Raw genomic sequence first — 24,710 nt, 5'->3', positions numbered from 1 at the left:
GCCTATTTTTGTTCAAATTTATAAATGATCCCTTTATCCTGATTACCGGCTTCGCTGCTGATGTAAAGATCGGATTTTGAATCAAAGTTAATGCCTTCAGGTTGAGGGAAGATCTTCGGATCTAATGGAGAGAGCGATTTTACACGAAAATTCTCATCGGTGACCACAAGGGTTTTGTCTACAGAAGATAAGATATACCATTCCTTACTGTCTGCTTTTTTAGCTAACGCGGAGGGTTTGAACGTTTTCTTAATTTTAGCATTAAATGCCTGAAGTTGATCAAGCTGGATGGCAAATTCTCCTTTCGGCTGAAATTGACCATGCTCGTCAATTGAAAAGACATAGCCAGAGGTTTGCGGTTGTTTTCTATCGACCTTGCATTCTTTACATAATACGTATGCCTGGTTACTTTCGCGGTCAACAAAAAGTCCCTCGTACTCTCCTTTTGGGAGTAAATTTTTCTGTTCAACAACGTTTTTTATATCGTCCTTTTCGGCAATCGGAAAGGAATAGATGCTGCCATTGCTCTTTAAGATAAAGAAATGTGTATTGCTTATCGAGATATCCTCATAGTCGCCATCTTTTCCGAAAGGGTTGAACGTGACTTTTTGTGTCGGTTGGTTAAATTTATAAAGAAAGCCCTGCTCGTCTTGGATGGCATAAATATCGTCATCCTGTCCCGCGAGGAAGGCTATTCCGGATATTTCTAACAATTCGTCTGGCAAACTCATTTTTATGCCCGAAGATAATGTATAGGGTATTTGTTGCGGTTTTTCAGCTTGAACATGAGCGAGCTTGTTGCTATTTTCCTTGGCTGTATTATTCGGGTTGCAGGCGAGAAAAATAGCGGAGGCTAAGCCTAATGCCATAGTTGTCAATATCGTCGGGTTTTTCATCATTATATGATTAAATTTAAATTGATGAAGTCATCAGATTTCTGAATGAGCTTACGTGCAATGATTATTTTGTTGGGCTTTCAGGCTGGTCATGCTTTTATGAGATGCCCTGCTGAATAGTCCTATTGTTTCATTTTGCCTTTCAAATAATTAAGGATTTGTTGCTGCGAAACATTCTTCTGTTGTGTTTCTATTGCCTGATTTTGCCCATGTTCATCCAGCAAAGTTGCTTCGGTGTCGTCCGCAAACTGAATATCGAACAGTTCCTGTATTTGATGGGCTAATGTCAGATTCAGCAGCGGAAAGCAAGTTTCTATACGTCGGTAGATATTGCGGTTCATCCAGTCCGAAGAACCCAGATACACGCTGCTTTGTGTTTGATATTGAAAAATAAATATTCTGCCATGTTCTAAATATCGTCCTACAATCCGTTTCACGACAATGTTGTCGCTCAATCCAGGTACTTGTGGTTTTAGCCTACAGATTCCTCTGACCAATAACTGCAGTTTTACCCCTGCCCGGCTTGCTTCATACAATTTATTGATTAACGATTCTTCTTCAAGATTGTTTAATTTAATTTTTATTGTAGCTGTCTCTCCGGCTTTAGCAGCTTGGATGGCCTGGTCGATCAGGGATAAAAACGTATGTTTGAGGTTGAACTGTGCAATCAGTAAATGACTAAAAGACAGCTCATTTGGACTATGGGGTTTTCTCCGGGCCGGTAAAAACTCGAATAACATATTTAATTCGTTGGTCAATAGCTTATTTGAGGTAATGAGGAAATAGTCTGTGTAGACCTTCGCCGTTTTTTCATTTAGATTTCCTGTACCTAGCAATGCACTTTCACGACCTTGTTTGCGTTTGACCAGCGCTATTTTGGCGTGTACTTTTAAATTGGGGATACTATAGGTAATTTTTACCCCCTGTTCTTTCATCAATCGGGCCCAATGTATATTATTTGCTTCATCAAAGCGCGCTTTCAATTCGACAAATACATTGACTCTTTTTCCATTCTTTGCTGCGGTAGCGAGTGCTTGTGCGATATGAGAATCACCGGCGATACGGTATAAGGTCGTGTAAATCTCGTCTACGGTTGGATCTATTGCAGCCTCGTTAAAAAAACGCAGTATGGGGTCGAACGATTCATAGGGAGTACAGATCAACAGATCCTCCCGGTCTATTTGGTCAAAGATAGATTCCTTAAAATTCTGATTCTTATTAATTTGCAGCTGTTTTGGATAAGAAAGTTCGGCTATTTTAATCGGAAATGAAAATAGATCCTTGAGATTGTGGTAGTTTCCGCCTTCGACAATGCTACTTTTCCGTAGATCAAATAATGTTGCCAGTGTTTCTATCAACTGTTTTGGCAGATTTGGCTGGAATAGAAAGCGTGTTGCATAGCCAAGGTCACGTTTATTGACTTCCATCTCGATTTTTTGGGCAATATCACCCTCAAATTCATCTTGGAGATTTAATTCCGCATCCCTTGTGATTTTAAAGGAATAGAAATTTAACGATGTATTTCTTATGGCTTCAGGAAAAAATGCTTTGATAATATCATCTATGAGCACGACATATTTATTGCCATTGATCTCACAGGTGAAAAAGCGGCCAATATGATTTGAAGGGACATTTAGAAAGAATACCAGTTCAGTATTGTCGTCTGTAACGACGAAGTAGAGCTGATTGTTGATCGGGAAAAAAGAAGTATCATCAATCGGTGTAATTTGGAGGTAGGAGGCAATTGTAGTAAAGAAATACTGGGCTGTGAGGTCTTTTATTTCGGTCGGAATAGCTTGATTGTAAATAAAGAATATATTTTCTTTTGCTAATTCTTGGATAATATCAGCTAGTATTAGGCCAAATTTTTCCTGTTGTTTGCTGATGGTTTTTGACGCTTTTTTATACGTCCCAATATCTATGTTCGGAATGAGCTGTCCGGGATTTTGCTTCATTATTTTTTTCCAAGCCATCAGTACAGGCATTCTAACCCGATAAAATTCATCCAGATTGGATGAGAAAATAGCGAGAAACTGTAGTTTTTCCAATAAAGGTACCTCCTGACGACCAGCTTGGTCAAGTACCCTATCATTGAACGACAGCCAGCTGATGTCTCTGTTGATATAAAGGTCTTTCTTCTTCATCCGTATAAATTTATGGTTATGGCAACATGCTTACAACAACATCAATAAATGATGCAGTCTATTGGTCGCTAATGATTGATTTAAAGGCAGCATCTTTTTAAATAAAAAAGAAAGTTTGAACAATATGATCCTGACATATTCAGCTGTATTTATAGGATCGCATTAAAATATGGTTGCGACGACAAAAGAAACAACCGATATAACAAGGCCAAACATAAAAATTCCATATGCGTATCGTAGGAGTTTGTATTTTCGGCCTAATACCACACCTTGCGAATAAACATCCTTGGTAAGCATGCCATATAGAAATTCCGAATCGACCATTACCTTCTGCATGCCTTCGTTGTAGTCGTCGAGTTTCATCTTGTAAAAGTTCCCGAAAAAGAGCAGATTGACTGATTTTTGTTCGATTTCCTCTTTTGAGAATTTACCAGAGGGAATTTTGGGTATTGTTGACAATATTGCCATGACCATGGTTGCTACCACGGCCGTTGTTAAGATAATTGTTGGGATAATAAGGTGCTCGTTGGCATCTAGTTTCCGAAATAAGACAGCAATCACGACGGAAAGGATAATAGAATTGACCGTTAACAAGATGTTGGCCTTGTTGTCTGCCATGTCGCTTAATCGCTGATTGTTTGAGGACGTAATCCGGAACATTGTTTCTATCCCACGTTCTGGCTTACTACCTTTCTCCTTTTCCTTCTTGTCTTCTTTTTTGCTTTCTTTATTTTTTGAGATAGATTTCTCCTGTTTTTTCTCCAGTTCTTTTAGATTCATCTCCTTTTTGGCATTAAGCTTTTGCTGCGCATATTCAGTATGGTAATGATGGCTCATTAATAGTTTGATTGTGCCCGCCCGCCATACGTCTTTATCGATCTCCTTCCCTAATACTGCTTCGGCTTCGGCTTTCATCAGTTTGTTTCTGTTAACGAAATCCTCATTCCCAAAATGAAATAGGTCCGCGTCGCAGAGAATTTGTTCCAGTAGGTTTGTGGGATCCTGAGGCATTCTTGTTGCCAAAATACAACCTTTGATTTTTTCCTGTACGGCTTCCGGTATTCCTTTATCCTGGAGAAAATTGAAAGCAATTTCGACACTTATCTTCTCATGACCGATAGCATTGTCAGATTTTACGTAGCCGAGGTCATGAAAGTAGGCAGCACTAATAACAATAAAGTGATCCTCCTCTCCTAGTTTATAGTGCGATGAAATCTCCTCCGCAGCACGTACAACAGAACGTGTGTGTATCGTATTGTGAAAACAATGGCAAACTGAAATATTTTCTGTAATATAAGTTTCAGCATATTCTTCTACCTGTTTTAAAAGCTGAGCATAATCTATCATGGACCAATATGGTTTTATGTGCAATAAAAGTATTTAATATCTTTAATTTCTTAAAAATAAGGTCTTCTTTTTTGTTATTTATTAACCTAGATCAAATTTACTGAAAAAAGAGCTATTCCAATAGTTGTAAAATCGCCTGTTATATAAGTAGATAGTTGATTGTTAAAACAGATCGTTAATCGGATAAGGTCTTTCAATATAGGTCATGAGGCTCAGGCCAACTGGGTTTGGATCGTTTTATGATGCGAGAGATCTCATGGTTCCTCCCTAAGGGAGGAAGAGTTCTGGATTGCTTATCCTTTAGTTTAGTTTTTGTCTAGAGTTAGATTAGTCTTAAGTTAGGTTTAATTTAGGTATCACCTAAACTAAACCTAAACAAACCCTAACTAAACCCTAAGTAAACCCTAAGTAAAGTGGTAAGAAAGTATAGCTATTAAAAGGGTCAATCAGGAGTGCTGTATGCTTTCATCCTTTTATAAGCTGTGCTGCGGTATCCTTGCGGTGCCATCTTTCCGCCCTGTCCCCGTCCGTCTGCTGTGCCTGGCTCTCTGTCGCGGGTATTGGGCTGCACTGCCATTCCCGTACGACCTTAGTACTTTCTTGCGCACCCTTCCCTTTTCCGGTGTCCTGAGCGGAAGCCCGCACGGGAGGCAAGGACAGAAATCTGCTGCAGATCTTAGGAAAGTACCCTTTTTGCCACCTTCGACGCAGGCCTGTGGTCAGAAACCAAAAAGAATCTCGCACCGTTACAGGTAGTTATGGGAAAAATGAAATAAATAAGAACAAAAGGCTTGGAAGTTTGTTCCTAAACTCCCTATCTTTGCACCACTCCGCAAGGGAGGGACGGTTGCTTCGAGAGAAGGAACCCTGAAAAAAGAAGGGTTTAAGAGAAGCCTGGCAGGATCAAAAATCCCGCCCGGTTTAATTTTAAACGCGGAAATCGAAAAAAGAGAAAAGAAAAAAAAACTTCAAAAAGTTTTTGGAAGTTCAGAAAAGATTTCTACCTTTGCAGTCCCAACGGAAACGAAGGGAAAAACAAAAAAGATAAAGACGGCGCAATGCCATCGGAATATAGCGGATACGGAAGTTGAAGCGACAAAGTTCTTTAAGAAAACACAATCATGTAAGCGTGACGAGTAGACAAACGAAAGTCATGAACAAATTCAAGTAATTCGTTCAATTCGATCCAAGATCAGAGATATAAAAAAAGAATTCTGATTATTATAAATAGTTGGAATCAAAAACTTCATTTTACAATGGAGAGTTTGATCCTGGCTCAGGATGAACGCTAGCGGCAGGCCTAATACATGCAAGTCGGACGGGATCCATCGGAGAGCTTGCTCGAAGATGGTGAGAGTGGCGCACGGGTGCGTAACGCGTGAGCAACCTACCTCTATCAGGGGGATAGCCTCTCGAAAGAGAGATTAACACCGCATAATATAATTTCCCGGCATCGAGGAATTATTAAATATTTATAGGATAGAGATGGGCTCGCGTGACATTAGCTAGTTGGTAGGGTAACGGCTTACCAAGGCGACGATGTCTAGGGGCTCTGAGAGGAGAATCCCCCACACTGGTACTGAGACACGGACCAGACTCCTACGGGAGGCAGCAGTAAGGAATATTGGTCAATGGGCGGAAGCCTGAACCAGCCATGCCGCGTGCAGGAAGACTGCCCTATGGGTTGTAAACTGCTTTTGTCCAGGAATAAACCTCTTTACGAGTAGAGAGCTGAATGTACTGGAAGAATAAGGATCGGCTAACTCCGTGCCAGCAGCCGCGGTAATACGGAGGATCCGAGCGTTATCCGGATTTATTGGGTTTAAAGGGTGCGTAGGCGGCCTATTAAGTCAGGGGTGAAATACGGTGGCTCAACCATCGCAGTGCCTTTGATACTGATGGGCTTGAATCCATTTGAAGTGGGCGGAATAAGACAAGTAGCGGTGAAATGCATAGATATGTCTTAGAACTCCGATTGCGAAGGCAGCTCACTAAGCTGGTATTGACGCTGATGCACGAAAGCGTGGGGATCGAACAGGATTAGATACCCTGGTAGTCCACGCCCTAAACGATGATAACTCGATGTTGGCGATAGACAGCCAGCGTCCCAGCGAAAGCGTTAAGTTATCCACCTGGGGAGTACGCCCGCAAGGGTGAAACTCAAAGGAATTGACGGGGGCCCGCACAAGCGGAGGAGCATGTGGTTTAATTCGATGATACGCGAGGAACCTTACCCGGGCTTGAAAGTTAGTGAAGAGTGCAGAGACGCACTCGTCCTTCGGGACACGAAACTAGGTGCTGCATGGCTGTCGTCAGCTCGTGCCGTGAGGTGTTGGGTTAAGTCCCGCAACGAGCGCAACCCCTATGTTTAGTTGCCAGCATGTAATGGTGGGGACTCTAAACAGACTGCCTGTGCAAACAGAGAGGAAGGTGGGGACGACGTCAAGTCATCATGGCCCTTACGTCCGGGGCTACACACGTGCTACAATGGATGGTACAGCGGGCAGCTACATAGCAATATGATGCTAATCTCTAAAAGCCATTCACAGTTCGGATTGGGGTCTGCAACTCGACCCCATGAAGTTGGATTCGCTAGTAATCGCGTATCAGCAATGACGCGGTGAATACGTTCCCGGGCCTTGTACACACCGCCCGTCAAGCCATGAAAGTTGGGGGTACCTAAAGCATGTTACCGAAAGGAGCGTGTTAGGGTAAAACCGATAATTGGGGCTAAGTCGTAACAAGGTAGCCGTACCGGAAGGTGCGGCTGGAATACCTCCTTTCTAGAGTATCGAAGATCGGTGCTCGTCACGTTACATATGATTGCAAGAAGAAAAAACATCAGAAGAAAGTGCCCGCCCCGAAAGGAGCAGGACCGAGAGAAAGAGATGAACAAGATAAGCTAGTCCCGTAGCTCAGTTGGTTAGAGCACTACACTGATAATGTAGGGGTCAGCAGTTCAAATCTGCTCGGGACTACGAAAACGATTGGGGAATTAGCTCAGCTGGCTAGAGCACCTGCCTTGCACGCAGGGGGTCAACGGTTCGAATCCGTTATTCTCCACATCACCGGGGAAGTATATAGCGATATACTTCATATATACCGGAAAAAGAGTTCTTTGACATATTGAAAGAGAAAAAAAATTACAAGAGAAGACAACAGTATAGAGACAATACGTGTATGTGTTTGAAGTAAGGGAGAGACCCTCGGTGAATGCCGAACGATCCCGAACCTAGCATATGAGTATATATATCAAAAGCAGCCGCATAGTAGCAAAAGGCTATGCCGGTGAAGAAAGTAAATAAGGGCACACGGGGGATGCCTAGGCTCTCAGAGGCGAAGAAGGACGTGATAAGCTGCGATAAGCTTTGGGGATTGGCAAATGCGACTTGATCCAGAGATTTCCGAATGGGGCAACCTGACTATTTGAAGAATAGTCGTATAAAACGCGAACGCGCTGAACTGAAACATCTAAGTAGGCGTAGGAGAAGAAAATAACAATGATTTCCCAAGTAGTGGCGAGCGAACGGGAAAGAGCCCAAACCGATCATGTTACGGCATGGTCGGGGTTGTAGGACCACGAGATTGTACAGCGCTATGAACTGGAAGCAGGTGGGAAACTGCGCGACAAGGGTGAGAGCCCCGTACAGGTAAAGAATGTTGACATAGTGGTATCCTGAGTACCGCGGGACCGGAGAAATCCTGTGGGAATCCACCAGCACCATCTGGTAAGGCTAAATACTCCTGAGAGACCGATAGTGAACCAGTACCGTGAGGGAAAGGTGAAAAGAACCCCGAACAGGGGAGTGAAAAGAACCTGAAACCGTGTGCTTACAAGCGGTTGGAGCAGGCAGGTCCTGTGACAGCGTGCCTTTTGCATAATGAGCCTACGAGTTACTCTTGTCTGGCAAGGTTAAGTCCTTCAGGGACGCAGCCGAAGCGAAAGCGAGTCTTAATAGGGCGCATAGTCAGATGAGGTAGACGCGAAACCTTGTGATCTACCCTTGGGCAGGTTGAAGTTGCAGTAACATGTAATGGAGGACCGAACCGATAAACGTTGAAAAGTTTCCGGATGACCTGAGGGTAGGGGTGAAAGGCCAATCAAACTGGGAAATAGCTCGTACTCCCCGAAATGTTTTTAGGAACAGCGTCGGCGTAGAGTTTGATAGAGGTAGAGCTACCGATTGGGTGCGGGGGAGTCAAATCCTACCAAATCCAGACGAACTCCGAATGCTATCAAATATAGCCGGCAGTGAGGCTTTGGGTGCTAAGGTCCAAGGCCGAGAGGGAAAGAACCCAGACCATCAGCTAAGGTCCCCAAATTCGTTCTAAGTTGAACTAACGAGGTCCGGTTGCCCAGACAGCTAGGATGTTGGCTTGGAAGCAGCCATTCATTTAAAGAGTGCGTAACAGCTCACTAGTCGAGCGGCCGGGCGTGGATAATAAACGGGCATCAAGAACGGTACCGAAGCTATGGATTTGTACTGAAAGATGTGCATCTGGTAGGGGAGCATTCCATCGCCGGGGAAGCAGTTTGGCAATGAACTGTGGAGGTTATGGAAAAGCAAATGTAGGCATAAGTAACGATAAGGCGGGTGAGAAACCCGCCCACCGAAAGACCAAGGTTTCCTGATCAACGTTAATCGGATCAGGGTCAGTCGGGACCTAAGGCGCACCCGAAGGGGGCAAGCCGATGGACAACTGGTTAATATTCCAGTACTCTTCATAACTGCGATGTGGTGACGGAGTAGTGACACTGCCGCGAACTGACGGAATAGTTCGTTGAAAGGCGTAGGTATAGGGACGGTAGGCAAATCCGCCGACCCTGCTGAACCCCAATAGTACAGCAAAGCTCCGGTGGCGCTGATAGAGCAGGTAAACAGACTTCCAAGAAAACCCGCTAAGCTTCAGGTTATGAAGACCCGTACCGCAAACCGACACAGGTGGTCGAGGAGAGAATCCTAAGGTGCTCGAGTGAGTCATGGCTAAGGAACTCGGCAAAATGGCCCTGTAACTTCGGGAGAAGGGGCGCTGTCTCGTAAGAGCAGCCGCAGTGAAAAGGCCCAGGCGACTGTTTAACAAAAACATATGGCTTTGCAAAATCGCAAGATGAAGTATAAGGCCTGACACCTGCCCGGTGCTGGAAGGTTAAGAGGGGATGTCATCGCAAGAGAAGCATTGAATCGAAGCCCCAGTAAACGGCGGCCGTAACTATAACGGTCCTAAGGTAGCGAAATTCCTTGTCGGGTAAGTTCCGACCTGCACGAATGGTGTAACGATCTGGGCGCTGTCTCAGCCATGAGCTCGGTGAAATTGTGGTATCGGTGAAGACGCCGATTACCCGCAACGGGACGGAAAGACCCCATGCACCTTCACTATAGCTTAACATTGAGATTGGGTACAGGATGTGTAGGATAGGCGGGAGATGTTGAAGTGGCTTCGCCAGGAGTCATGGAATCAACCTTGAAATACCGCCCTTTCTGTATTCGGTTTCTAACTCGGCAATGCCGAGGACATTGTTTGGTGGGTAGTTTGACTGGGGTGGTCGCCTCCAAAAAGGTAACGGAGGCTTTCAAAGGTAAGCTCAGTACGCTTGGTAACCGTACGTGGAGTGCAATGGCATAAGCTTGCTTGACTGTGAGACCGACAAGTCGAACAGGGTCGAAAGACGGACATAGTGATCCGGTGGTTCTGTATGGAAGGGCCATCGCTCAAAGGATAAAAGGTACGCTGGGGATAACAGGCTGATCTCCCCCAAGAGCTCATATCGACGGGGAGGTTTGGCACCTCGATGTCGGCTCGTCACATCCTGGGGCTGGAGAAGGTCCCAAGGGTTGGGCTGTTCGCCCATTAAAGTGGCACGCGAGCTGGGTTCAGAACGTCGCGAGACAGTTCGGTCCCTATCTGTTGTGGGCGTTGGAAGTTTGAGTGGATCTGACCTTAGTACGAGAGGACCGGGTTGGACAGACCTCTGGTGAACCTGTTATGCCGCCAGGTGTACGGCAGGGTAGCTACGTCTGGAATAGATAAGCGCTGAAAGCATCTAAGTGCGAAACTAGCCACGAGATGAGACTTCCTTATAGGGTCGTAGAAGATGACTACGTTGATAGGCCATAGGTGTAAAGGTTGAGAGACCAAAGCCAAGTGGTACTAATAGCCCGAAGCTTTCTCAAGCAGACAGACACTGTTGTCTTCCTCTTTAATTTTTAAGAAACAAACAGGAAACGAACCTCTTTCAATAGCTATGTCAGTTGGCATGAATCACATGATAAGAATATCATAGATCATCCAATAAAGATTTTTAGGTGCCTATATCGGCGGTGTCTACCTCTTCCCATTCCGAACAGAGCAGTCAAGCCCGCCAGAGCCGATGGTATTGCCGTAACAGGTGGGAGAGTAGGTCGGTGCCTTTTTTTTACACGGAAGCCCTTGCTGGAAACAGTCAAGGGCTTCTTTCGTTTAAGTACTTCCGTATTTCTATGTACAGGCTATTGCATATCCTCCGCCTATCGGTTATAGCAGCACTAAGCTTGAGTTTTCTGTATGATAATTTTCTAGTGCTAAAACTTGAACAATCGAATTAAGCCTATTGTAACTCATTCTGCTTACTTGATGTAGAATTACTGGTATGGCTTTATATAAACAAAATGCATACGTATGATCTTCTTAGTGAGGCTATTATTGGGTTTATCAAATTCGCAAACCGATACTGTTCGTTTTGCCGAGCAGGAATGAGGTTATAAAACTAGTAATAGAGAAGTCCAAGTTTAGAACATTTTATATGGAATTTTAACTTAAATATTTATAATTTTTTACTTAATATTCCCTATGCCTCGGGATGTCCAAAACATGAGCAATGAGACAATTATAATACGCTACGTATAGATATTTAAGTTAAATATTTAATTTTTTTAATGTTTTGCAGGTGGTAAAGTGAATTATTGGAATGAATTGTATATTTGTGGATATTAACTTATATAATGAAAAAAGCTAAATTATTAATGTTGGGCCAAATGATGGCAGTTATTGCTCTACTTATATTTTCCGAAACACTTTGTGCTCAAAAGAAATCTAATAGTACAGATTATATTGTTTTCATGAATGGAGATAGCTTATATGGGAAAATTTCTTCAGTTACGGATAGTAAATTGTCATGGCGTGATGGAGATACGCAGATGGATTTTTTTCCAGACCAAGTTTTTCGTGTTTATCAAAATAGTAAAAGCAAAATTTTCGCACCTTCTTACATCGAAACAGGGCTAGAAAAAGTTAAAAATACAAAACCTCAGATTTTTCGGATTAATAAAGAAAAATCAGAGGAATTAAGATTTGCTGAATTAATTCAGGATGGTGAAATAATGGTCTATTATTTTAAAAGCTCTGGCTTGGCGGTGGGAGGTGGAACCTCTGGACCTATTCTCGGTTTCACGACAACGAAATATTGGTGTGCTCTTAAGCGTTCTTCTGGGGAGATAATTGAATTGAATGATGTTGTAAAAGATATTTTGGGGAATGATGTAAAACAAAGGGCTAAAGCGCTATCAGCGTTAATAGAAGATGAACCAAGCATATTAAAGCAATTTCAGCTTGAACGAAAATATAGTTACGAGTTGTTTTTAAATTATATAAAAAAGTATAATGAAGCTAGGTTATCTAAAGAAAATGGGGGCGGCATCGTTTCGGAACGTATGATATATTAGCTTATTGGCGTCATTTATGACGCCAATAAGCTAATATATCATCAAAAAGGAATTCTGAGATAATAGACTTTAATCTTCTTCTGTATAAAAGTCGATCAACGAAGAGATATAAGGATCTTCCCATCCATCCGAAATATTATCAAAGTCTTCATCAGGTATATTCGTTTGCCTAATTTCCAAGGAAGTCCCTTTTTTATGTTCATGCAACTTTAATGTAACAATAGAAGGGCTGTCTGTTTCACCGAAATACCATTCTTGTACAATTTTTGTCGATGGTTCCAGTTCCAAGAATCGGCCAGTTATAGCACCATCCCACAAAGAGAATTCCCCATTGACAGTAGGGTCTATAGACACAAGGTCCCCTGTCCAAAGACGAGCGGTAATTTCGGTCGTTAATGCAAGATACAACTCCTCTGGAGTTGCAGGAATAATAGCATATTTCTTGAATTCTTTCATGGTACAAAGTTACTCTTTCTTGTAATTTACCAGTTATTTTGACTTCATTTTTATTTATCTTAATTTTATCGCAAACTATTGGGACAACATGAGTAATTTTCTGCCAAATTCTTTAGTGAAAAAGTTAGGGGTGAATCCGTTATTTGATACTGATGCATTTATTAAGATACATGAGGAAGGTATTCGGGCGACAGCAATACGCCTAAACCCTAATAAATTAGAAGATTGTCCGTTTCCTAATGCAGGACAAGTTCCCTGGTGTAATGTGGCTTATTATCTTCAGGATCGTCCAGTGTTTACATTAGATCCATTATTTCATGCTGGAGCATATTATCCGCAAGATGCTTCGTCCATGTTCATCGATCATATCATTCGAAGTTTGAAGTTACACGAAGGGAGTATTCGGGCGTTGGATTTATGCGCCGCACCAGGAGGAAAGTCTACCTTATTAAACAGTAGCTTACATCCGGAATCACTCTTGGTTGCAAATGAAATTATTAAAACTAGGGTTACAATCCTGCAAGATAACTTAATGAAATGGGGAAATGCAAACACAGTAACTACAAATAATGATCCTGCAGCGTTTAATCGTCTTCCTGGATACTTCGATTTGATGGTTGTTGATGCGCCATGTTCTGGATCTGGAATGTTTAGAAAAGATGCCGATGCCATCGATGAATGGTCCGAAGCTAATGTTAAGCTTTGTAGCGAAAGACAACAACGGATTTTGGTTGAAAGCTTGAGTGCTTTAAATAAGGGCGGATATTTGTTTTATTCAACCTGTTCTTATTCACCAGAAGAGAATGAAGATATTGTCGATTGGCTATTGGATAGCGGCGATTTTGTATCTGTTGAAATAGCTATTGAAGAGCATTGGGGAATTGATCATACAAATTCTAATAAGCATCGTGCACACGGTTATCGATTTTACCCGCATAAATTAGGTGGAGAGGGCTTTTTTATTGCTGTCCTTAAGAAGGTTGGTGAACAAGAAACATTCAATAGAAAGCGAATTAAACCGGAGAAATCAGATGTACCCAAAGGAATTTTAGATAGCTGGATTTCGGATAGTACTAGTTTTCATACTTTCCTTCATCATGAGGATGTATATGTTTTCCCAAAAATGTATGAGGATGATCTAAAGTATCTACAAAATGTGCTTTATCTTAAGAATGCGGGAACCAATGTCGGCAAGCTTAATAGAAAGGAGCTAATACCAAGCCATGCACTGGCCTTGAGTAATCATTTGACCAAAGACTTTCAATCGGTAGAATTGTCGCTTGAAGATGCACGTAATTACCTTAGAAAGGAAAATATAACTGTGGATACGATTGGCGAAAGTCTTCAAGGATGGACAATAGCAAGTTTTGAAGGTAAACCTTTGGGCTGGATGAAGGTATTGACCAACCGAATCAATAACTATTATCCAAAGGAATTGAGGATTGTAAATTTGTAAAATATAGCGGCATTGAACACAGAGAATGTGTTTATAAAAGTTGTGCTTAGGAAAGGCTCACGATAATTGAACAGATATCTTTAGCAACTTCTTCTTTTGATTTTAGGCTAAACTCACGGGTATTTCCAGACCGATCGATTATAGTAACTTTATTGGTATCTGTTGCGAAGCCGGCTCCTTTATCCTGCATGGAATTGAGCACGATAAAATCCAGGTTTTTTCGAATCAATTTGTCTTTCGCATTTTCGAGCTCATTATTGGTTTCCAATGCAAACCCAACGAGTAATTGGTTTTCTTTCTTTTTAGCCCCTAAAGTTGCCAGAATATCTACCGTTTTTTTCAGCTCAATGGATAATTCGTTTTCTTTCTTTTTTATTTTTTGGCTAGCAACTTCAACTGGTGTGTAGTCTGCCACAGCAGCACTCATCACAACAATATCTGCGGCTTCAAAATGTTCTTCACAGGCATGTAACATCTCAGCTGCCGAGGTTACTGAAATGGTATTGACACCTTTGGGTAGTTTAAGTGCGCTGGGGCCTGATACTAGCGTTACGTCTGCGCCAAGTTCTTCAAGTTGTGTGGCGATAGCATAGCCCATTTTTCCACTTGAATGATTGCCAATGAATCGGACTGGGTCTATAGCTTCATAAGTAGGACCTGCAGATACTAACGCTTTCTTTCCTGCTAAGGGTAGTCCTGTCTCCGAAAATTTAACTAAGAAATCCAGTATTTCTTCTGGTTCCGCCAAACGTCCCTCCCCCACTAGGCCACTAGCCAATTCCCCTTTTCCTGGAGGAATTAGGATATTGCCATAAGAACCAAGCTTATTGATATTGGATTGTGTGGACGGGTGTTTCCACATATCTAAATCCATTGCTGGAGCGAATAGCACCGGACATTTCGCGGATAGATACACGGCAGTTAGGAGGTTGTCACAAAATCCATTGGCCATTTTGGCCAGTGTATTTGCCGTTGCGGGAGCGACTAAAATGTAATCCGCATTTAAGGCAATTTCGACATGATTATTCCATTCCCCGGTATTCGGCTGATAATAATCAATTAAAACAGGATTTTTGGAAAGAGTGGAAAGCGTAAGCGGAGTAATAAAGGCTGTCGCTTCTTTTGACATGACTACGTTAACTCGGGCATCTGCTTTTACTAAAAGGCGGATGAGGGATGCAATCTTGTATGCGGCAATACTGCCGCATACAGCAATTACAATATTTTTCCCAGCTAAAGCCATTGTTTAAGGATTAGTCCTGCTCTTTTGAAGGATTTCTGTAGTACACTTTATCGTGTAAAAATTCATCAATAGCAACCAAAGTAGGCTTTGGCATACGCTCGTAATGTTTTGAAATCTCAATTTGCTCACGGTTTTCGAATACCTCTTCCAAGTTATCGTTGTTACTTGCAAATTCCGCAAGTTTTCCGTTCAATTCTTCTTTAATGTCTACTGCAATTTGGTTCGCGCGTTTAGAAATAACTACAATAGATTCATAGAGATTGTCTGTGCCTTTGTCCAATTGTCTCAAGTCACGTGTAACTGTAGAGTTTGGAATTGAATTGTTATTTTTTTGACTCATCTTTTTGGGTATTTTCTTTTTCTTTTTTCGCCTTTTGTTCTTTGATATATACTTCCTGCTCTGCAACGGCTTTATTATAATCCTTCACTTGAGAGAGGGCGGTTTTAATCCCTTTTTCAGAATTTTCACGAAGGGATTCTGCCTCTTTCATATGTTTGCTATTCGGAAAATTACTTGCGAAGCTACGATAATAGTCCAAGGCATCATCAAATCTACTTTCTTGTTTCAGGAAGAAACTTTTGGACGCATAGATGTATTGTGCTTTTAATGTTAGAAACTCAATCTCTTCCGCGTATTTTGTATCAGGGTATTCTTTTAATACATTCTGTAATGCGATGACAGCTGCCCTGTAATCATCCGTCAGCCCCATGTCATAGTACAGTCTTGCATTGGCAAATGCTTTAAGCTCGAGCTTATCTCTTAATTTCTGAATAAGATCTGCGGCTTCTTTGGACCGTTCTGATTCGGGATAGAGATTGACAAAGAGCTGTAATGCATCAATTGCTTTTTTTGTATTCGCTTGATCTAACGTTGATCTCGGAGAATCCAAGTAATAGCAATAGGCATGCATAAATCTACATTCTTCTGCTCTCGCACTATTTGGATAAACATCCGCAAAATCTTTAAAGTGAAATGCTGCCGATGTATAATCTTTCAGCCGGTAATTGGCAAATGCCAAATAATAGTAAATATTTTCTGCTTCAGCTTGTCCACGGAATTTGGTCCGCAAGTCATCAAACAAAACTAACGCCTTTGTATATTTCTTTTTCTCATAAAGTTTTACGGCCTCTTCGTACTTTTGAGCGATGTTATTGCTTGCGCGCAATTTCTCAAATTTACTTTTACAACCAGTAAATACCAATAGAAACATCATGCCGGCACAGATAGCCGCTATACGCCTATTTAAAAACATTTTACAAAGATAAGTGAATTTGTTATACTAATCAATTAAATTTTACTGCGCAATATAGTTTAATAATTATTTGATCGCAAAAACAACATTTCTTATTAACATTCTTTAACTCGATTAGAGCTATGAAGAAGATATATTGTCATATACTTGTTGTTTTTCCATTGGTAGCGAGGCCTAGAAATACACATTTTAAAATATTTGATTATCTTTACATATTACAATCATTGAATAGCATTAAGAGTATGACTTTAAAAGAAAAAGTTGAGCAAGCATTAGATACCTTGAGACCATATTTGGAGACTGATGGCGGAAATGTGAGTGTTGAAGAGATTACAGCGGATAATGTCGTGCGTTTAAAATTATTGGGAGCATGTGCTTCATGTTCAATGAGCATTATGACCTTTAAAGCTGGTTTGGAGCAGGCGATTAAGAAAGCTGTTCCTGAAATTACAGCAGTGGAGGCTATTAATTTAACAGATCCCGATTCCCCAGAAGCAACTTTACCCCCTGTTAATTAGTTTTTCTACTTAACACAATTTAACGGCTAGTTCGGCTACTTTTGTTTAAATTTGTTCCATGAAGTTGCTGGTTTCTATATTATTTGCTGTATTCTTATCTTTTTGTTCCTCTGCTTTACATGCTCAGGAAAGGAAGATTGTTCAGTACTCCGGTGTCGTAACAACAGTTGGGTCTGGACTTCCTGTAGGTTATGCGACCGTCACTAATTTATCTTTCAGGAATGAAGCATTTGCGGCAAATAACGAGGGCTATTTCTCTTTTGTAGCACATGTAGGAGATACCATTCGTTTTACTTCCGTTGGTTTTGATCCTTTAGTTGTCACTATTCCTGATGTTCCTGGAGATAAGTATACCGCAAATATCGTTATGCAGAATCTGGTTACGGAACTCCCGATGGTAACACCTTATCCATGGGCAAGTATCGAAGAGTTTAACATTGCATTTATGAATCTAGACGTTTCTGAAGATAACATCGTGAGAGTTAGGAGGTCGTTGTCTTATGAGTCATTAGCGGCAATGGCAGCTGTAATACCACGTGACGGAAATGAAATGCGTTCAATTAACAATGCGCAGAGTTTTAATACGATGAATAATAAAGTCATCAACCAACGTTATGCTAATCCATTGTTAAATCCTTTTGCATGGGGCAGTTTAATCCAACAAATTACAAAAGGTAGTCAGAGCCGAAAAAGCTCAAGTTATTAGTCAGTCGCCTTTAATTTATTTAATTCTCTGACACTTAGCTTTGCCGAGAAATAGGAAACTAGACCAGAGATACTAATGACTGTCATGAAGACTAAAATATAGTCACTCCACTTACTTACCATAGGGTAGCTGTCAATAATTGTATTTGCTCCATCTTCTACACGAATGATTCCATAGGCTGACTGGATATAGTTGAATGTGCCGCCAATCAATAGACCTAATACACAGCCAATAATGGCGATCATAAGGCCTTCATAAAAGAAGATACGTTGAATTAGATCATTCGAACCACCGAGACCTTTCAGTATCGTCATATCCTTTTGTTTGTCTAGTACAAGCATGGTTAAGGAACCTACAATATTAAATATTGCAATCACACTGATCAAGGTCAGTATAAAGAAGACAACCCAGCGTTCAACACGTACATTTTTATATAAGGTAGGGTTTTGTTTTTCCCTATTCTTTACAATGTAATCCGGTCCTATTTTCTTTTGTAATGCTTGCCCAAATGAATTAACATCCACACCATCTTTTAGGTAAAACTCGATCGATGAAACGCGCTCATATTCTCCGAGAACCTCTTTAGCAAATGAAATTGGTGTAATAATCAAATTGTCAAAATCTTGTTGATAGCGCAATACCCCTCCGGGAGCTATGGATCGGATGTTGAATTCTTCTGCAGGATTGGAAGAATTCTTTACTCCCTTTCTCGGAGAATACACTTGAATTTGTTCCACAGAGTTCTGCATAGGAATTGCCAGATTTGCCTGTACGCTTGCCCCTATAATTGCGAGGTTAGAAGAATCATGGGTAAGTTCGTACTGACCATCTACGAGGATACTGTCGCCGGCCTTTTTACTTAGCGATTGAGGTTCGACGCCTTTTATATTTGCAATAAATTGTCTATTTGAATATTGCAGTAATACTTTCTCTTGTAGAACCTCCGTGTAATGAACCACATTGGAATCTTTTCGTAATTCACTGAAGACAGCCTGTTTACTGTCAAAAAGTTTTCCTTTCTTGGGTTCAATCTTCAGTTCAGGAGCAAACTTACTGTACATAGATAGTATCAGCTGTTCCATTCCATTAAATGAAGATAACAAAATGATTAAAGCAGCGCTACTTACCATTACGCCAATTACACTAATAGAAGAGATGATATTAATGGCATTAACTGATTTCTTAGAAAACAGATATCTTTTTGCAAATAGAAATGGCAGATTCATGACTTTTATCCTCGGATAAATGGATTAGAATTTTTTTCAAAGCCAATCGTTGTCGATGGCCCATGTCCAGGATAGACGATCGTGTCGTCAGGCAAGGTATAAAGTTTTGTTTTTATGCTATCCAAAAGCTGCTGATGATTTCCCCCAGGAAGATCAGTACGGCCAATGCTATTGCGAAATAAGACATCTCCCCCGATCAAGAATTTTTGATTAGCAGAATAAAAGCAGATATGTGCAGGGGAATGTCCAGGTGCAAGAATGACCTTTAGCTCATCATTATTCAAATAAATGGTATCATCCTCATTTAGAAATGTTTCTCCAATTGGTGAGATGTCATATCGGATGCCCATTTGAGGAGCGTAATTCTGTACCGCTACTAAAATTGGTACTTCACCTTCGTGGAACTGTGGGAGCAAGCCAAAGTTTTCATGGACAAAACTATTCCCTAAAACATGGTCAATATGGCAATGTGTATTTAATAGGAGTGTCGGATTGAGATTATTGCTTGAGATGAAAGCCAATAGTTCTTGCTGATCTTGCTCGCCATACATCCCTGGATCAATGATAATGGCATTTCCTGACTCGTTATAGAGTAGGTAAGTATTTTCCTGATATGGATTGAAAGTGAATGTTTTTATCGTAAGCATAGTGGTAAAATTACAGTTTTTATTGATTTCTTACTATTGATAGCTCAACTATTCCAGATTTCCCAGTTTTTTTTCTGCTTGTAGAACCAGCATTTCATATCCGTTTTTGATTCTCGCGCCTTTTTCTTTGCTTTTTCGAAGAAATGCTGTTTCCTCTGGATTGTAAATGAGATCATAACAGAGGTGGTTCTCGGTTAAGAATTCGTAAGGAATTTTCGGATATTCTGCCGTATTGGGAAATGTACCAACCGGTGAACAGTTGATAATCACTGTATGGTCAGCTAGGATAGCAGCATTAAGTTCATTATAAGTTAACTGGTCTAGCTTTTTGGTTCTGCTTACTAAAGTATGCATTATTCCAAGTTGATTCAGGGCATAAATGACAGCCTTTGCAGCGCCTCCATTACCTAAAATCAAAGCCTTTTTATCCGCCAGGGAATTTAGTAGCGGCCTTAGCGATGCCTCAAAACCATAGGCATCAGTATTGTAACCTTTTAGATGTGTTGCACCATCTGATGTATGGCTGATTCGAATGCAGTTTACAGCTTGTATTGCACGAGCTTCTTCTGAGAGCTCGTCCAAGTAATCCATAACCTCTATCTTATAGGGAATGGTCACATTAACACCATAGAAATCTTTATTGGAAGCAATCGTTGTAAAATCGGCTATTTGAGCAAGTGGATATAAATCGTAATCCACATCGGTAATATGTTCTTGATTAAATTTTTCTAAATAATATTTTTTTGAAAAAGAATGCCCCAATGGGTATCCTATTAAGCCTAATTTTTTCATTTGAATTGCGAAAAGTACGTTGTGGGGATAGGAATATATCTTCAATTTTATTATCCGGTCATTGCGTGGCAACGACCGGATGTGGCGCCTATTGTATGTTAATCTTTCGGCTTTGTATATTTTTTTACAATTTCAGTAATGATCTGATTCCCTTGTAGCTGCGGGAGGTAATCAAAAAGAATATGATGCTTATCGGGATCAGTCGCTAAGCCAAGTTCTAAAAAGTTGAGCGCTTCATTGTATTGTCCATTGGCAAATAGATAAGCAACCACACGATAGTACAGCTCTGCTGCATTTGGATTTTGTGTAATGGCATCGGATATTACATTAATAGCTTCTTCAATTTTACTTTGTTCAAATAGAATTGAGGAGTAATCGAGCCACGCATCGATGTCTGTTGGATTTAAAGCAACTACCTTTTTATAGGCTTCTTCTGCAAGATCTATTTGTTGTAGTTTGTATCGGGCGTCGGCAATCGCAAACCAGTAATCGGGGTTTGTGTCCTCCAGTTCCAATGCTTTTTTATAAAAATGCAGCGATTCAAAATAGCGTTCTTCGAAATCTAAGGTAACCCCAATACCGAACCAGGCATCAGCAAGCTCCGCATCTAGTTTGACCGCCTTTTTATAATAATTGCGAGCTTCTTCCATCTGCTCAAGTTTTTCATAACATTCACCTATTGCACAATAGGTATCAGCACTTGGTTGTTCATATTCAAATGTTTGTTTGTAAACATCCAATGCTTCTTGATAGCGATCTAGATTGACTAGAGCATTACCCTTGTTGAAATAAGCGGAAGAAAAGTCTTCCTTAATTAATATAGCATAGTCGTATGCGTCTAAAGCTTCCTCAAACCGACTGATTTTATGGAAAGAATTTCCCAAATTGTACCAAGCATAGTAGGAGTATGGATCTGAATCAATGTATTTTTTATAAAAGGAGATACTTTCCTCTTGTCTATCCAATACATCATAACAGTAGGCCAATTCATAGAGTGCTTCTTGGTAATCCATGTTGAGTTCAAGGGCTTTCTTTAGATAAATTATAGCCTTGTCATAATTCATCTGCGCTTGAAAGATCATCGCAATATGGAAATAGACCTCATCTTTATTATCTAATAGCGGAAGTGCTTTGAAGAGCTGTTCCAAAGCATTATCAAACTGGCCGATACTGCCTAATATACCGCCACGGATCAAGAAAATGTCTCCCTCTGAAGCTTCCAATAATTCCGCTTTATCCAACGCTGCAAGCGCATTCTGATATTGTTGAATCGTTGAAAACAGTTGTGCCTGTTTCAATAAAAAGGTAATATCAAAAGGGTGTTGGCTGATCGCAAATTCGGTAACCTGTAAGGCCTTAACAGGGGCATTTTTTTCAGCGTAGTAATCAATAATTCCTTCAAAAGCTTTGGAGTCAAAAAAATACTGATCCTCGTTTCGAAGCATTTCCTCATATCTGTCCACCGAGATTTTTCTTTCTTCGGGGTTTTCAAATTCAAAATCCTCTTCCATTCTCAAAAGTTTAAAACCAGTATTCTGTTCCTTAATTCAAAATACTAATTTCTTATCTAATTTGTTCGAACTAATTTTCCACAAATCGGATATCCTCCACAAAGTTAAGGATAAATACGTGTAAAATAAAAAAGCCGGCTTTAAAGCCGGCTCTTATTATAATGTATAAGTTATATACGATTATTTTTTGATCTCAACACGACGGTTTTGAACGCGACCTTCTTCAGTAGCATTTGATGCAACTGGGTTTTTCTCTCCGTAACCTTTAGCTGTGATGCTTGATGAAGAAACACCAGCATTTACTAAATATTGTTTTACAGAGTTAGCACGGTCTTTAGATAAAGTCATGTTATAAGCATCAGAACCTTCTGCAGAAGCATAACCATCTAATTGTACAGCTGAATTGTTATCACGTAACTCTTTAGCCAATTTGTCTAATGTAGAGTAAGATGAAGTTTTCAATACTGAGCTATCAAATTCGAATTGAATTGGAGCGTAGTATCCGTTAGAAGCTACAGTTTCAACAACTGGCTCTGGGAATTTGATTGGACATCCTGAACCATCTACTGGAGTACCAGCTGGAGTACCAGGACATTTGTCAAATTTATCAGATACACCGTCACCATCAGCATCAGCGCTTAATGTGTTAACAGTACCTTCTAAAGTGCTTACACGTTGTTTCAATGCTTCAACTTCGTTTCTCAATGAAGGATCTTTCAACTCATCGTATAATGTCGCAACCGGGTTAGCAAAAGTCAAGTTTTGTTTGTCTTTCGAACCTAAAGTGAATTCTAAGCCAGCCATAACTGAAGAGAATTTACCTTTGTAAGAAGCTTGACGAGCTGGACCGTAGATTTGATCATCCGTAAAGTTCATTGTATAACCTAAATTCAAAGCAACAACTTCAGATAATTTGAATTTTGCACCAACACCTACAGGAACGAAAGCTGTTAATTTGTTGTCGCGGTCGCGTTTTGGATCACGGTCTCCGATAACGCCTTCACCCCAGTTACCTTTGTTATCATAAACAACTGTTCCTGAGAAATCATTGTTAGCGTATTGAACAGGGTTGTAAGCCATTGCTCCCAAACCTACTTTAGCATAGAAATTAACCGCATTTTCTCTTCTCAAGAAATCAATTGTACCCAATTGGAATACACCATTTAAGCTAGCAGCCCAGTTAACACTAGTTTCTACTGAACGAGCACCTAAAGAGTTCTCAATTCTTGGACCAGAAAGGTCATGGTTGTAAGTTTTGATCTTACCACGGTTAGCTTCAACTTCTAAACCAAATAAGTGAGAGAATTGTTTACGTACTGTCAAACCATAGTACTCACCTACTTTATTTTGGAAGTATCCTACTTTTTGACCAAAAGCGTTAGATCCACCGATTACGTTGTTCGGTGTAGTGATACCACCTTGAACTCCGATAGACCAAGTTCTGTATTGTGATCTACCACCGAATACTTGTTGAGCTTGTGCTGTACCAGCGAAACCTAAAGCGGCAACTAATGTAGCAGCAACAGCTGTTTTTTTAATTGTAGAATAGTTCATACTCTTGTTTTTAAGGTTATTATTAATTTTAATTGTTTTCAAACTTAATTATTGTATTAACACATGGAACAGTACAATTGCCGTGCCAAAGTCTTAAAATTATGTTAAAATTTTGTTTTTGCTATATTTTGTACTAAATTAAGTATTTAATGTGAAACAACAAAACAAAAATCCGGTACGAAAGTACCAAATTTTTGTTTTGTTTCAATAGGTTTAAGAAAAAAATTAAGTATTTTTTTTCTAAAGCAAATAATGTACGACCAATAACGACAATGCGCCCAACAAAGCTGAAACTGGAATTGTCAATATCCAAGCCCATAACAAGCTGATTGTTACCCCCCAACGTACTGCTGAGACACGTTTGACAACCCCAACACCGATGATTGCACCTGTAATGGTATGCGTTGTTGAGGCTGGTATTCCAAAATGTTCTGTGATACCCAAGGTGACAGCTCCTGCAGATTCAGCACAAACACCCTCCAAGGGTGTTACTTTTGTAATCTTGGTTCCCATCGTTTTGACAATTTTCCATCCACCGCTCATTGTTCCGGCAGCAATTGCTGCGTAACAAGTCAATGGAATCCACTCAGGCATGTGTTCAGTCGTTGGGACATAACCACCAGCTACCATAGCGACAAGGATAATTCCCATTACTTTCTGTGCATCATTACCTCCATGTGCAAAGCTCAAGGCGGCCGAAGAAACAAGTTGCAATATCTTGAACCATTTTTCGGCAACACTTGGACGGGAATTTTTCGCCAGATTGATTACAATCAATGTGATGATAACCGATATCGTCATACCTATGATAGGAGCAAGTACGATAAATGCAATAATCTTTAAAGTAGCATCAATATTGATCGCGTGAATAGGATCTGCGCCAAGGATGAAAGCGTAAGCCATACCCGATCCTGCAAAACCTCCAATAAGTGTATGGGACGAACTTGATGGTACACCATAGTACCATGTAAATAAGTTCCAACCAATTGCTGCAAGTAATCCTGCAAAAATAACTTCTAAGGTAATGTATTCTTCCAATACGGTTTTTGCAATGGTATTGGCTACTTTATGATCTGTAAAGTAGAAGTAAGCTGCAAAGTTGAATATCGCAGCCCATAAGACGGCCATTGCTGGCGTTAAAACTTTTGTTGATACAACTGTCGCAATAGAATTGGCAGCATCATGGAATCCATTGATGTAGTCAAAGGCTATCGCAAGGACAATCACAACAACGAGTAATGTTGACATCATAATCTCGTAG

Annotated in this window: 18 protein-coding genes, 2 tRNA genes and 3 rRNA genes; 9 read left to right on the top strand and 14 right to left on the bottom strand. The window is 40.6% G+C overall.

Annotated elements, in window-relative coordinates; genetic code table 11:
• Window positions 1-2 precede the first annotated feature (2 nt).
• The 4 genes from BV902_RS00780 to BV902_RS00765 form a co-directional block, all read right to left on the bottom strand.
• Window positions 3-899: a hypothetical protein gene (locus BV902_RS00780; RefSeq protein WP_237241900.1), complete on the bottom strand. Its 897-nt coding sequence runs from the start codon at window positions 897-899 to the stop codon at window positions 3-5.
• A 119-nt stretch (window positions 900-1,018) separates the two neighbouring features.
• Window positions 1,019-3,040 (bottom strand): polyphosphate kinase 1, encoded by a 2,022-nt coding sequence (gene ppk1 / locus BV902_RS00775; RefSeq protein ID WP_075990352.1) that lies wholly within the window; start codon window positions 3,038-3,040, stop codon window positions 1,019-1,021.
• A gap of 162 nt (window positions 3,041-3,202) precedes the next feature.
• Window positions 3,203-4,387: a Pycsar system effector family protein gene (locus BV902_RS00770; protein ID WP_237241898.1), complete on the bottom strand. Its 1,185-nt coding sequence runs from the start codon at window positions 4,385-4,387 to the stop codon at window positions 3,203-3,205.
• 465 nt (window positions 4,388-4,852) lie between these two features.
• Window positions 4,853-5,131, bottom strand: a complete 279-nt coding sequence (locus tag BV902_RS00765) for a hypothetical protein (RefSeq protein ID WP_075990351.1) — start codon at window positions 5,129-5,131, stop codon at window positions 4,853-4,855.
• A 509-nt stretch (window positions 5,132-5,640) separates the two neighbouring features.
• Between BV902_RS00765 and BV902_RS00760 the strand changes: the two genes are divergently transcribed.
• From BV902_RS00760 to BV902_RS00735, 6 genes are all read left to right on the top strand, one after another.
• Window positions 5,641-7,170 (top strand): 16S ribosomal RNA (locus tag BV902_RS00760).
• A 121-nt stretch (window positions 7,171-7,291) separates the two neighbouring features.
• Window positions 7,292-7,365 (top strand) — tRNA-Ile (locus tag BV902_RS00755).
• Between the two features lie 11 nt (window positions 7,366-7,376).
• A tRNA-Ala gene (locus BV902_RS00750) sits at window positions 7,377-7,450 on the top strand.
• A 228-nt stretch (window positions 7,451-7,678) separates the two neighbouring features.
• Window positions 7,679-10,560, top strand: a 23S ribosomal RNA gene (locus tag BV902_RS00745).
• A 128-nt stretch (window positions 10,561-10,688) separates the two neighbouring features.
• Window positions 10,689-10,800: ribosomal RNA gene (rrf, locus tag BV902_RS00740) — 5S ribosomal RNA — on the top strand.
• The 16S, 23S and 5S rRNA genes sit together here with 2 tRNA genes alongside, the layout of an rRNA operon.
• Before the next feature lie 567 nt (window positions 10,801-11,367).
• On the top strand, window positions 11,368-12,087 hold the full coding sequence (locus tag BV902_RS00735; protein WP_075990350.1) for a hypothetical protein: 720 nt from the start codon (window positions 11,368-11,370) through the stop codon (window positions 12,085-12,087).
• Between the two features lie 69 nt (window positions 12,088-12,156).
• Here BV902_RS00735 and BV902_RS00730 read toward each other — a convergent pair whose 3' ends face one another.
• Complete coding sequence (locus BV902_RS00730) at window positions 12,157-12,543, bottom strand: SRPBCC family protein (RefSeq protein ID WP_075990349.1); 387 nt, start codon at window positions 12,541-12,543, stop codon at window positions 12,157-12,159.
• An 88-nt stretch (window positions 12,544-12,631) separates the two neighbouring features.
• Here BV902_RS00730 and BV902_RS00725 point away from each other — a divergent pair, with 88 nt between their 5' ends.
• The gene (locus BV902_RS00725; RefSeq protein WP_075990348.1) at window positions 12,632-13,999 is read left to right on the top strand and encodes a methyltransferase RsmF C-terminal domain-like protein; all 1,368 of its coding nucleotides are present in this window, start codon (window positions 12,632-12,634) and stop codon (window positions 13,997-13,999) included.
• Between the two features lie 46 nt (window positions 14,000-14,045).
• On the opposite strand, the gene coaBC is transcribed toward BV902_RS00725, so the two are convergent.
• The 3 genes from coaBC to BV902_RS00710 are packed head-to-tail and all read right to left on the bottom strand — an operon-like array spanning window position 14,046 to window position 16,495.
• Window positions 14,046-15,242 (bottom strand): bifunctional phosphopantothenoylcysteine decarboxylase/phosphopantothenate--cysteine ligase CoaBC, encoded by a 1,197-nt coding sequence (coaBC, locus tag BV902_RS00720; protein ID WP_075990347.1) that lies wholly within the window; start codon window positions 15,240-15,242, stop codon window positions 14,046-14,048.
• A gap of 10 nt (window positions 15,243-15,252) precedes the next feature.
• Window positions 15,253-15,582 carry a DNA-directed RNA polymerase subunit omega gene (locus tag BV902_RS00715; RefSeq protein ID WP_075990346.1) on the bottom strand — a complete coding sequence of 110 codons (330 nt, stop codon included), beginning with the start codon at window positions 15,580-15,582 and terminating at the stop codon, window positions 15,253-15,255.
• Window positions 15,566-16,495 (bottom strand): outer membrane protein assembly factor BamD, encoded by a 930-nt coding sequence (locus tag BV902_RS00710; RefSeq protein WP_075990345.1) that lies wholly within the window; start codon window positions 16,493-16,495, stop codon window positions 15,566-15,568. Before BV902_RS00710 ends, BV902_RS00715 begins: the two co-directional genes overlap by 17 nt.
• A gap of 242 nt (window positions 16,496-16,737) precedes the next feature.
• On the opposite strand from BV902_RS00710, the gene BV902_RS00705 reads away from it, so the two are divergent.
• Window positions 16,738-17,013, top strand: a complete 276-nt coding sequence (locus BV902_RS00705; RefSeq protein ID WP_075990344.1) for a NifU family protein — start codon at window positions 16,738-16,740, stop codon at window positions 17,011-17,013.
• A gap of 58 nt (window positions 17,014-17,071) precedes the next feature.
• Window positions 17,072-17,719 carry a carboxypeptidase regulatory-like domain-containing protein gene (locus BV902_RS00700; RefSeq protein WP_075990343.1) on the top strand — a complete coding sequence of 216 codons (648 nt, stop codon included), beginning with the start codon at window positions 17,072-17,074 and terminating at the stop codon, window positions 17,717-17,719.
• Here BV902_RS00700 and BV902_RS00695 read toward each other — a convergent pair.
• The 6 genes from BV902_RS00695 to BV902_RS00670 form a co-directional block, all read right to left on the bottom strand.
• Window positions 17,716-18,945: an FtsX-like permease family protein gene (locus BV902_RS00695; protein ID WP_075990342.1), complete on the bottom strand. Its 1,230-nt coding sequence runs from the start codon at window positions 18,943-18,945 to the stop codon at window positions 17,716-17,718. The genes BV902_RS00700 and BV902_RS00695 overlap by 4 nt on opposite strands.
• Window positions 18,946-18,950: 5 nt before the next feature.
• Entirely contained in the window at window positions 18,951-19,592 is a 642-nt protein-coding gene (locus tag BV902_RS00690) for an MBL fold metallo-hydrolase (protein ID WP_075990341.1), read from the bottom strand.
• A 48-nt stretch (window positions 19,593-19,640) separates the two neighbouring features.
• On the bottom strand, window positions 19,641-20,384 hold the full coding sequence (locus BV902_RS00685) for a shikimate dehydrogenase family protein (protein ID WP_335682253.1): 744 nt from the start codon (window positions 20,382-20,384) through the stop codon (window positions 19,641-19,643).
• A 98-nt stretch (window positions 20,385-20,482) separates the two neighbouring features.
• Window positions 20,483-21,895 (bottom strand): tetratricopeptide repeat protein, encoded by a 1,413-nt coding sequence (locus BV902_RS00680; protein WP_075990340.1) that lies wholly within the window; start codon window positions 21,893-21,895, stop codon window positions 20,483-20,485.
• 180 nt (window positions 21,896-22,075) lie between these two features.
• Complete coding sequence (locus BV902_RS00675; protein WP_075990339.1) at window positions 22,076-23,449, bottom strand: OmpA family protein; 1,374 nt, start codon at window positions 23,447-23,449, stop codon at window positions 22,076-22,078.
• A 240-nt stretch (window positions 23,450-23,689) separates the two neighbouring features.
• Window positions 23,690-24,700, bottom strand: coding sequence for an inorganic phosphate transporter (locus BV902_RS00670; RefSeq protein WP_046671636.1), 1,011 nt, complete (start codon window positions 24,698-24,700; stop codon window positions 23,690-23,692).
• Window positions 24,701-24,710: the final 10 nt, after the last annotated feature.

Origin of the sequence: Sphingobacterium sp. B29 (genome assembly GCF_001952815.1) — a bacterium.
In the GTDB taxonomy this organism is placed as follows: Bacteria; Bacteroidota; Bacteroidia; order Sphingobacteriales; family Sphingobacteriaceae; genus Sphingobacterium; species Sphingobacterium siyangense.
Note: the sequence above shows the minus strand (reverse complement) of the source record. Positions and strands in the feature narration are given on the sequence as shown.

Coding starts and splice junctions, on each gene's coding strand:
- BV902_RS00780 (WP_237241900.1), bottom strand. CDS start 899: ATGATGAAAAACCCGACGATATTGACAACTATGGCATTAGGCTTAGCC.
- ppk1 (WP_075990352.1), bottom strand. CDS start 3,040: ATGAAGAAGAAAGACCTTTATATCAACAGAGACATCAGCTGGCTGTCG.
- BV902_RS00770 (WP_237241898.1), bottom strand. CDS start 4,387: ATGATAGATTATGCTCAGCTTTTAAAACAGGTAGAAGAATATGCTGAA.
- BV902_RS00735 (WP_075990350.1), top strand. CDS start 11,368: ATGAAAAAAGCTAAATTATTAATGTTGGGCCAAATGATGGCAGTTATT.
- BV902_RS00730 (WP_075990349.1), bottom strand. CDS start 12,543: ATGAAAGAATTCAAGAAATATGCTATTATTCCTGCAACTCCAGAGGAG.
- BV902_RS00725 (WP_075990348.1), top strand. CDS start 12,632: ATGAGTAATTTTCTGCCAAATTCTTTAGTGAAAAAGTTAGGGGTGAAT.
- coaBC (WP_075990347.1), bottom strand. CDS start 15,242: ATGGCTTTAGCTGGGAAAAATATTGTAATTGCTGTATGCGGCAGTATT.
- BV902_RS00715 (WP_075990346.1), bottom strand. CDS start 15,582: ATGAGTCAAAAAAATAACAATTCAATTCCAAACTCTACAGTTACACGT.
- BV902_RS00710 (WP_075990345.1), bottom strand. CDS start 16,495: ATGTTTTTAAATAGGCGTATAGCGGCTATCTGTGCCGGCATGATGTTT.
- BV902_RS00705 (WP_075990344.1), top strand. CDS start 16,738: ATGACTTTAAAAGAAAAAGTTGAGCAAGCATTAGATACCTTGAGACCA.
- BV902_RS00700 (WP_075990343.1), top strand. CDS start 17,072: ATGAAGTTGCTGGTTTCTATATTATTTGCTGTATTCTTATCTTTTTGT.
- BV902_RS00695 (WP_075990342.1), bottom strand. CDS start 18,945: ATGAATCTGCCATTTCTATTTGCAAAAAGATATCTGTTTTCTAAGAAA.
- BV902_RS00690 (WP_075990341.1), bottom strand. CDS start 19,592: ATGCTTACGATAAAAACATTCACTTTCAATCCATATCAGGAAAATACT.
- BV902_RS00685 (WP_335682253.1), bottom strand. CDS start 20,384: ATGAAAAAATTAGGCTTAATAGGATACCCATTGGGGCATTCTTTTTCA.
- BV902_RS00680 (WP_075990340.1), bottom strand. CDS start 21,895: ATGGAAGAGGATTTTGAATTTGAAAACCCCGAAGAAAGAAAAATCTCG.
- BV902_RS00675 (WP_075990339.1), bottom strand. CDS start 23,449: ATGAACTATTCTACAATTAAAAAAACAGCTGTTGCTGCTACATTAGTT.
- BV902_RS00670 (WP_046671636.1), bottom strand. CDS start 24,700: ATGATGTCAACATTACTCGTTGTTGTGATTGTCCTTGCGATAGCCTTT.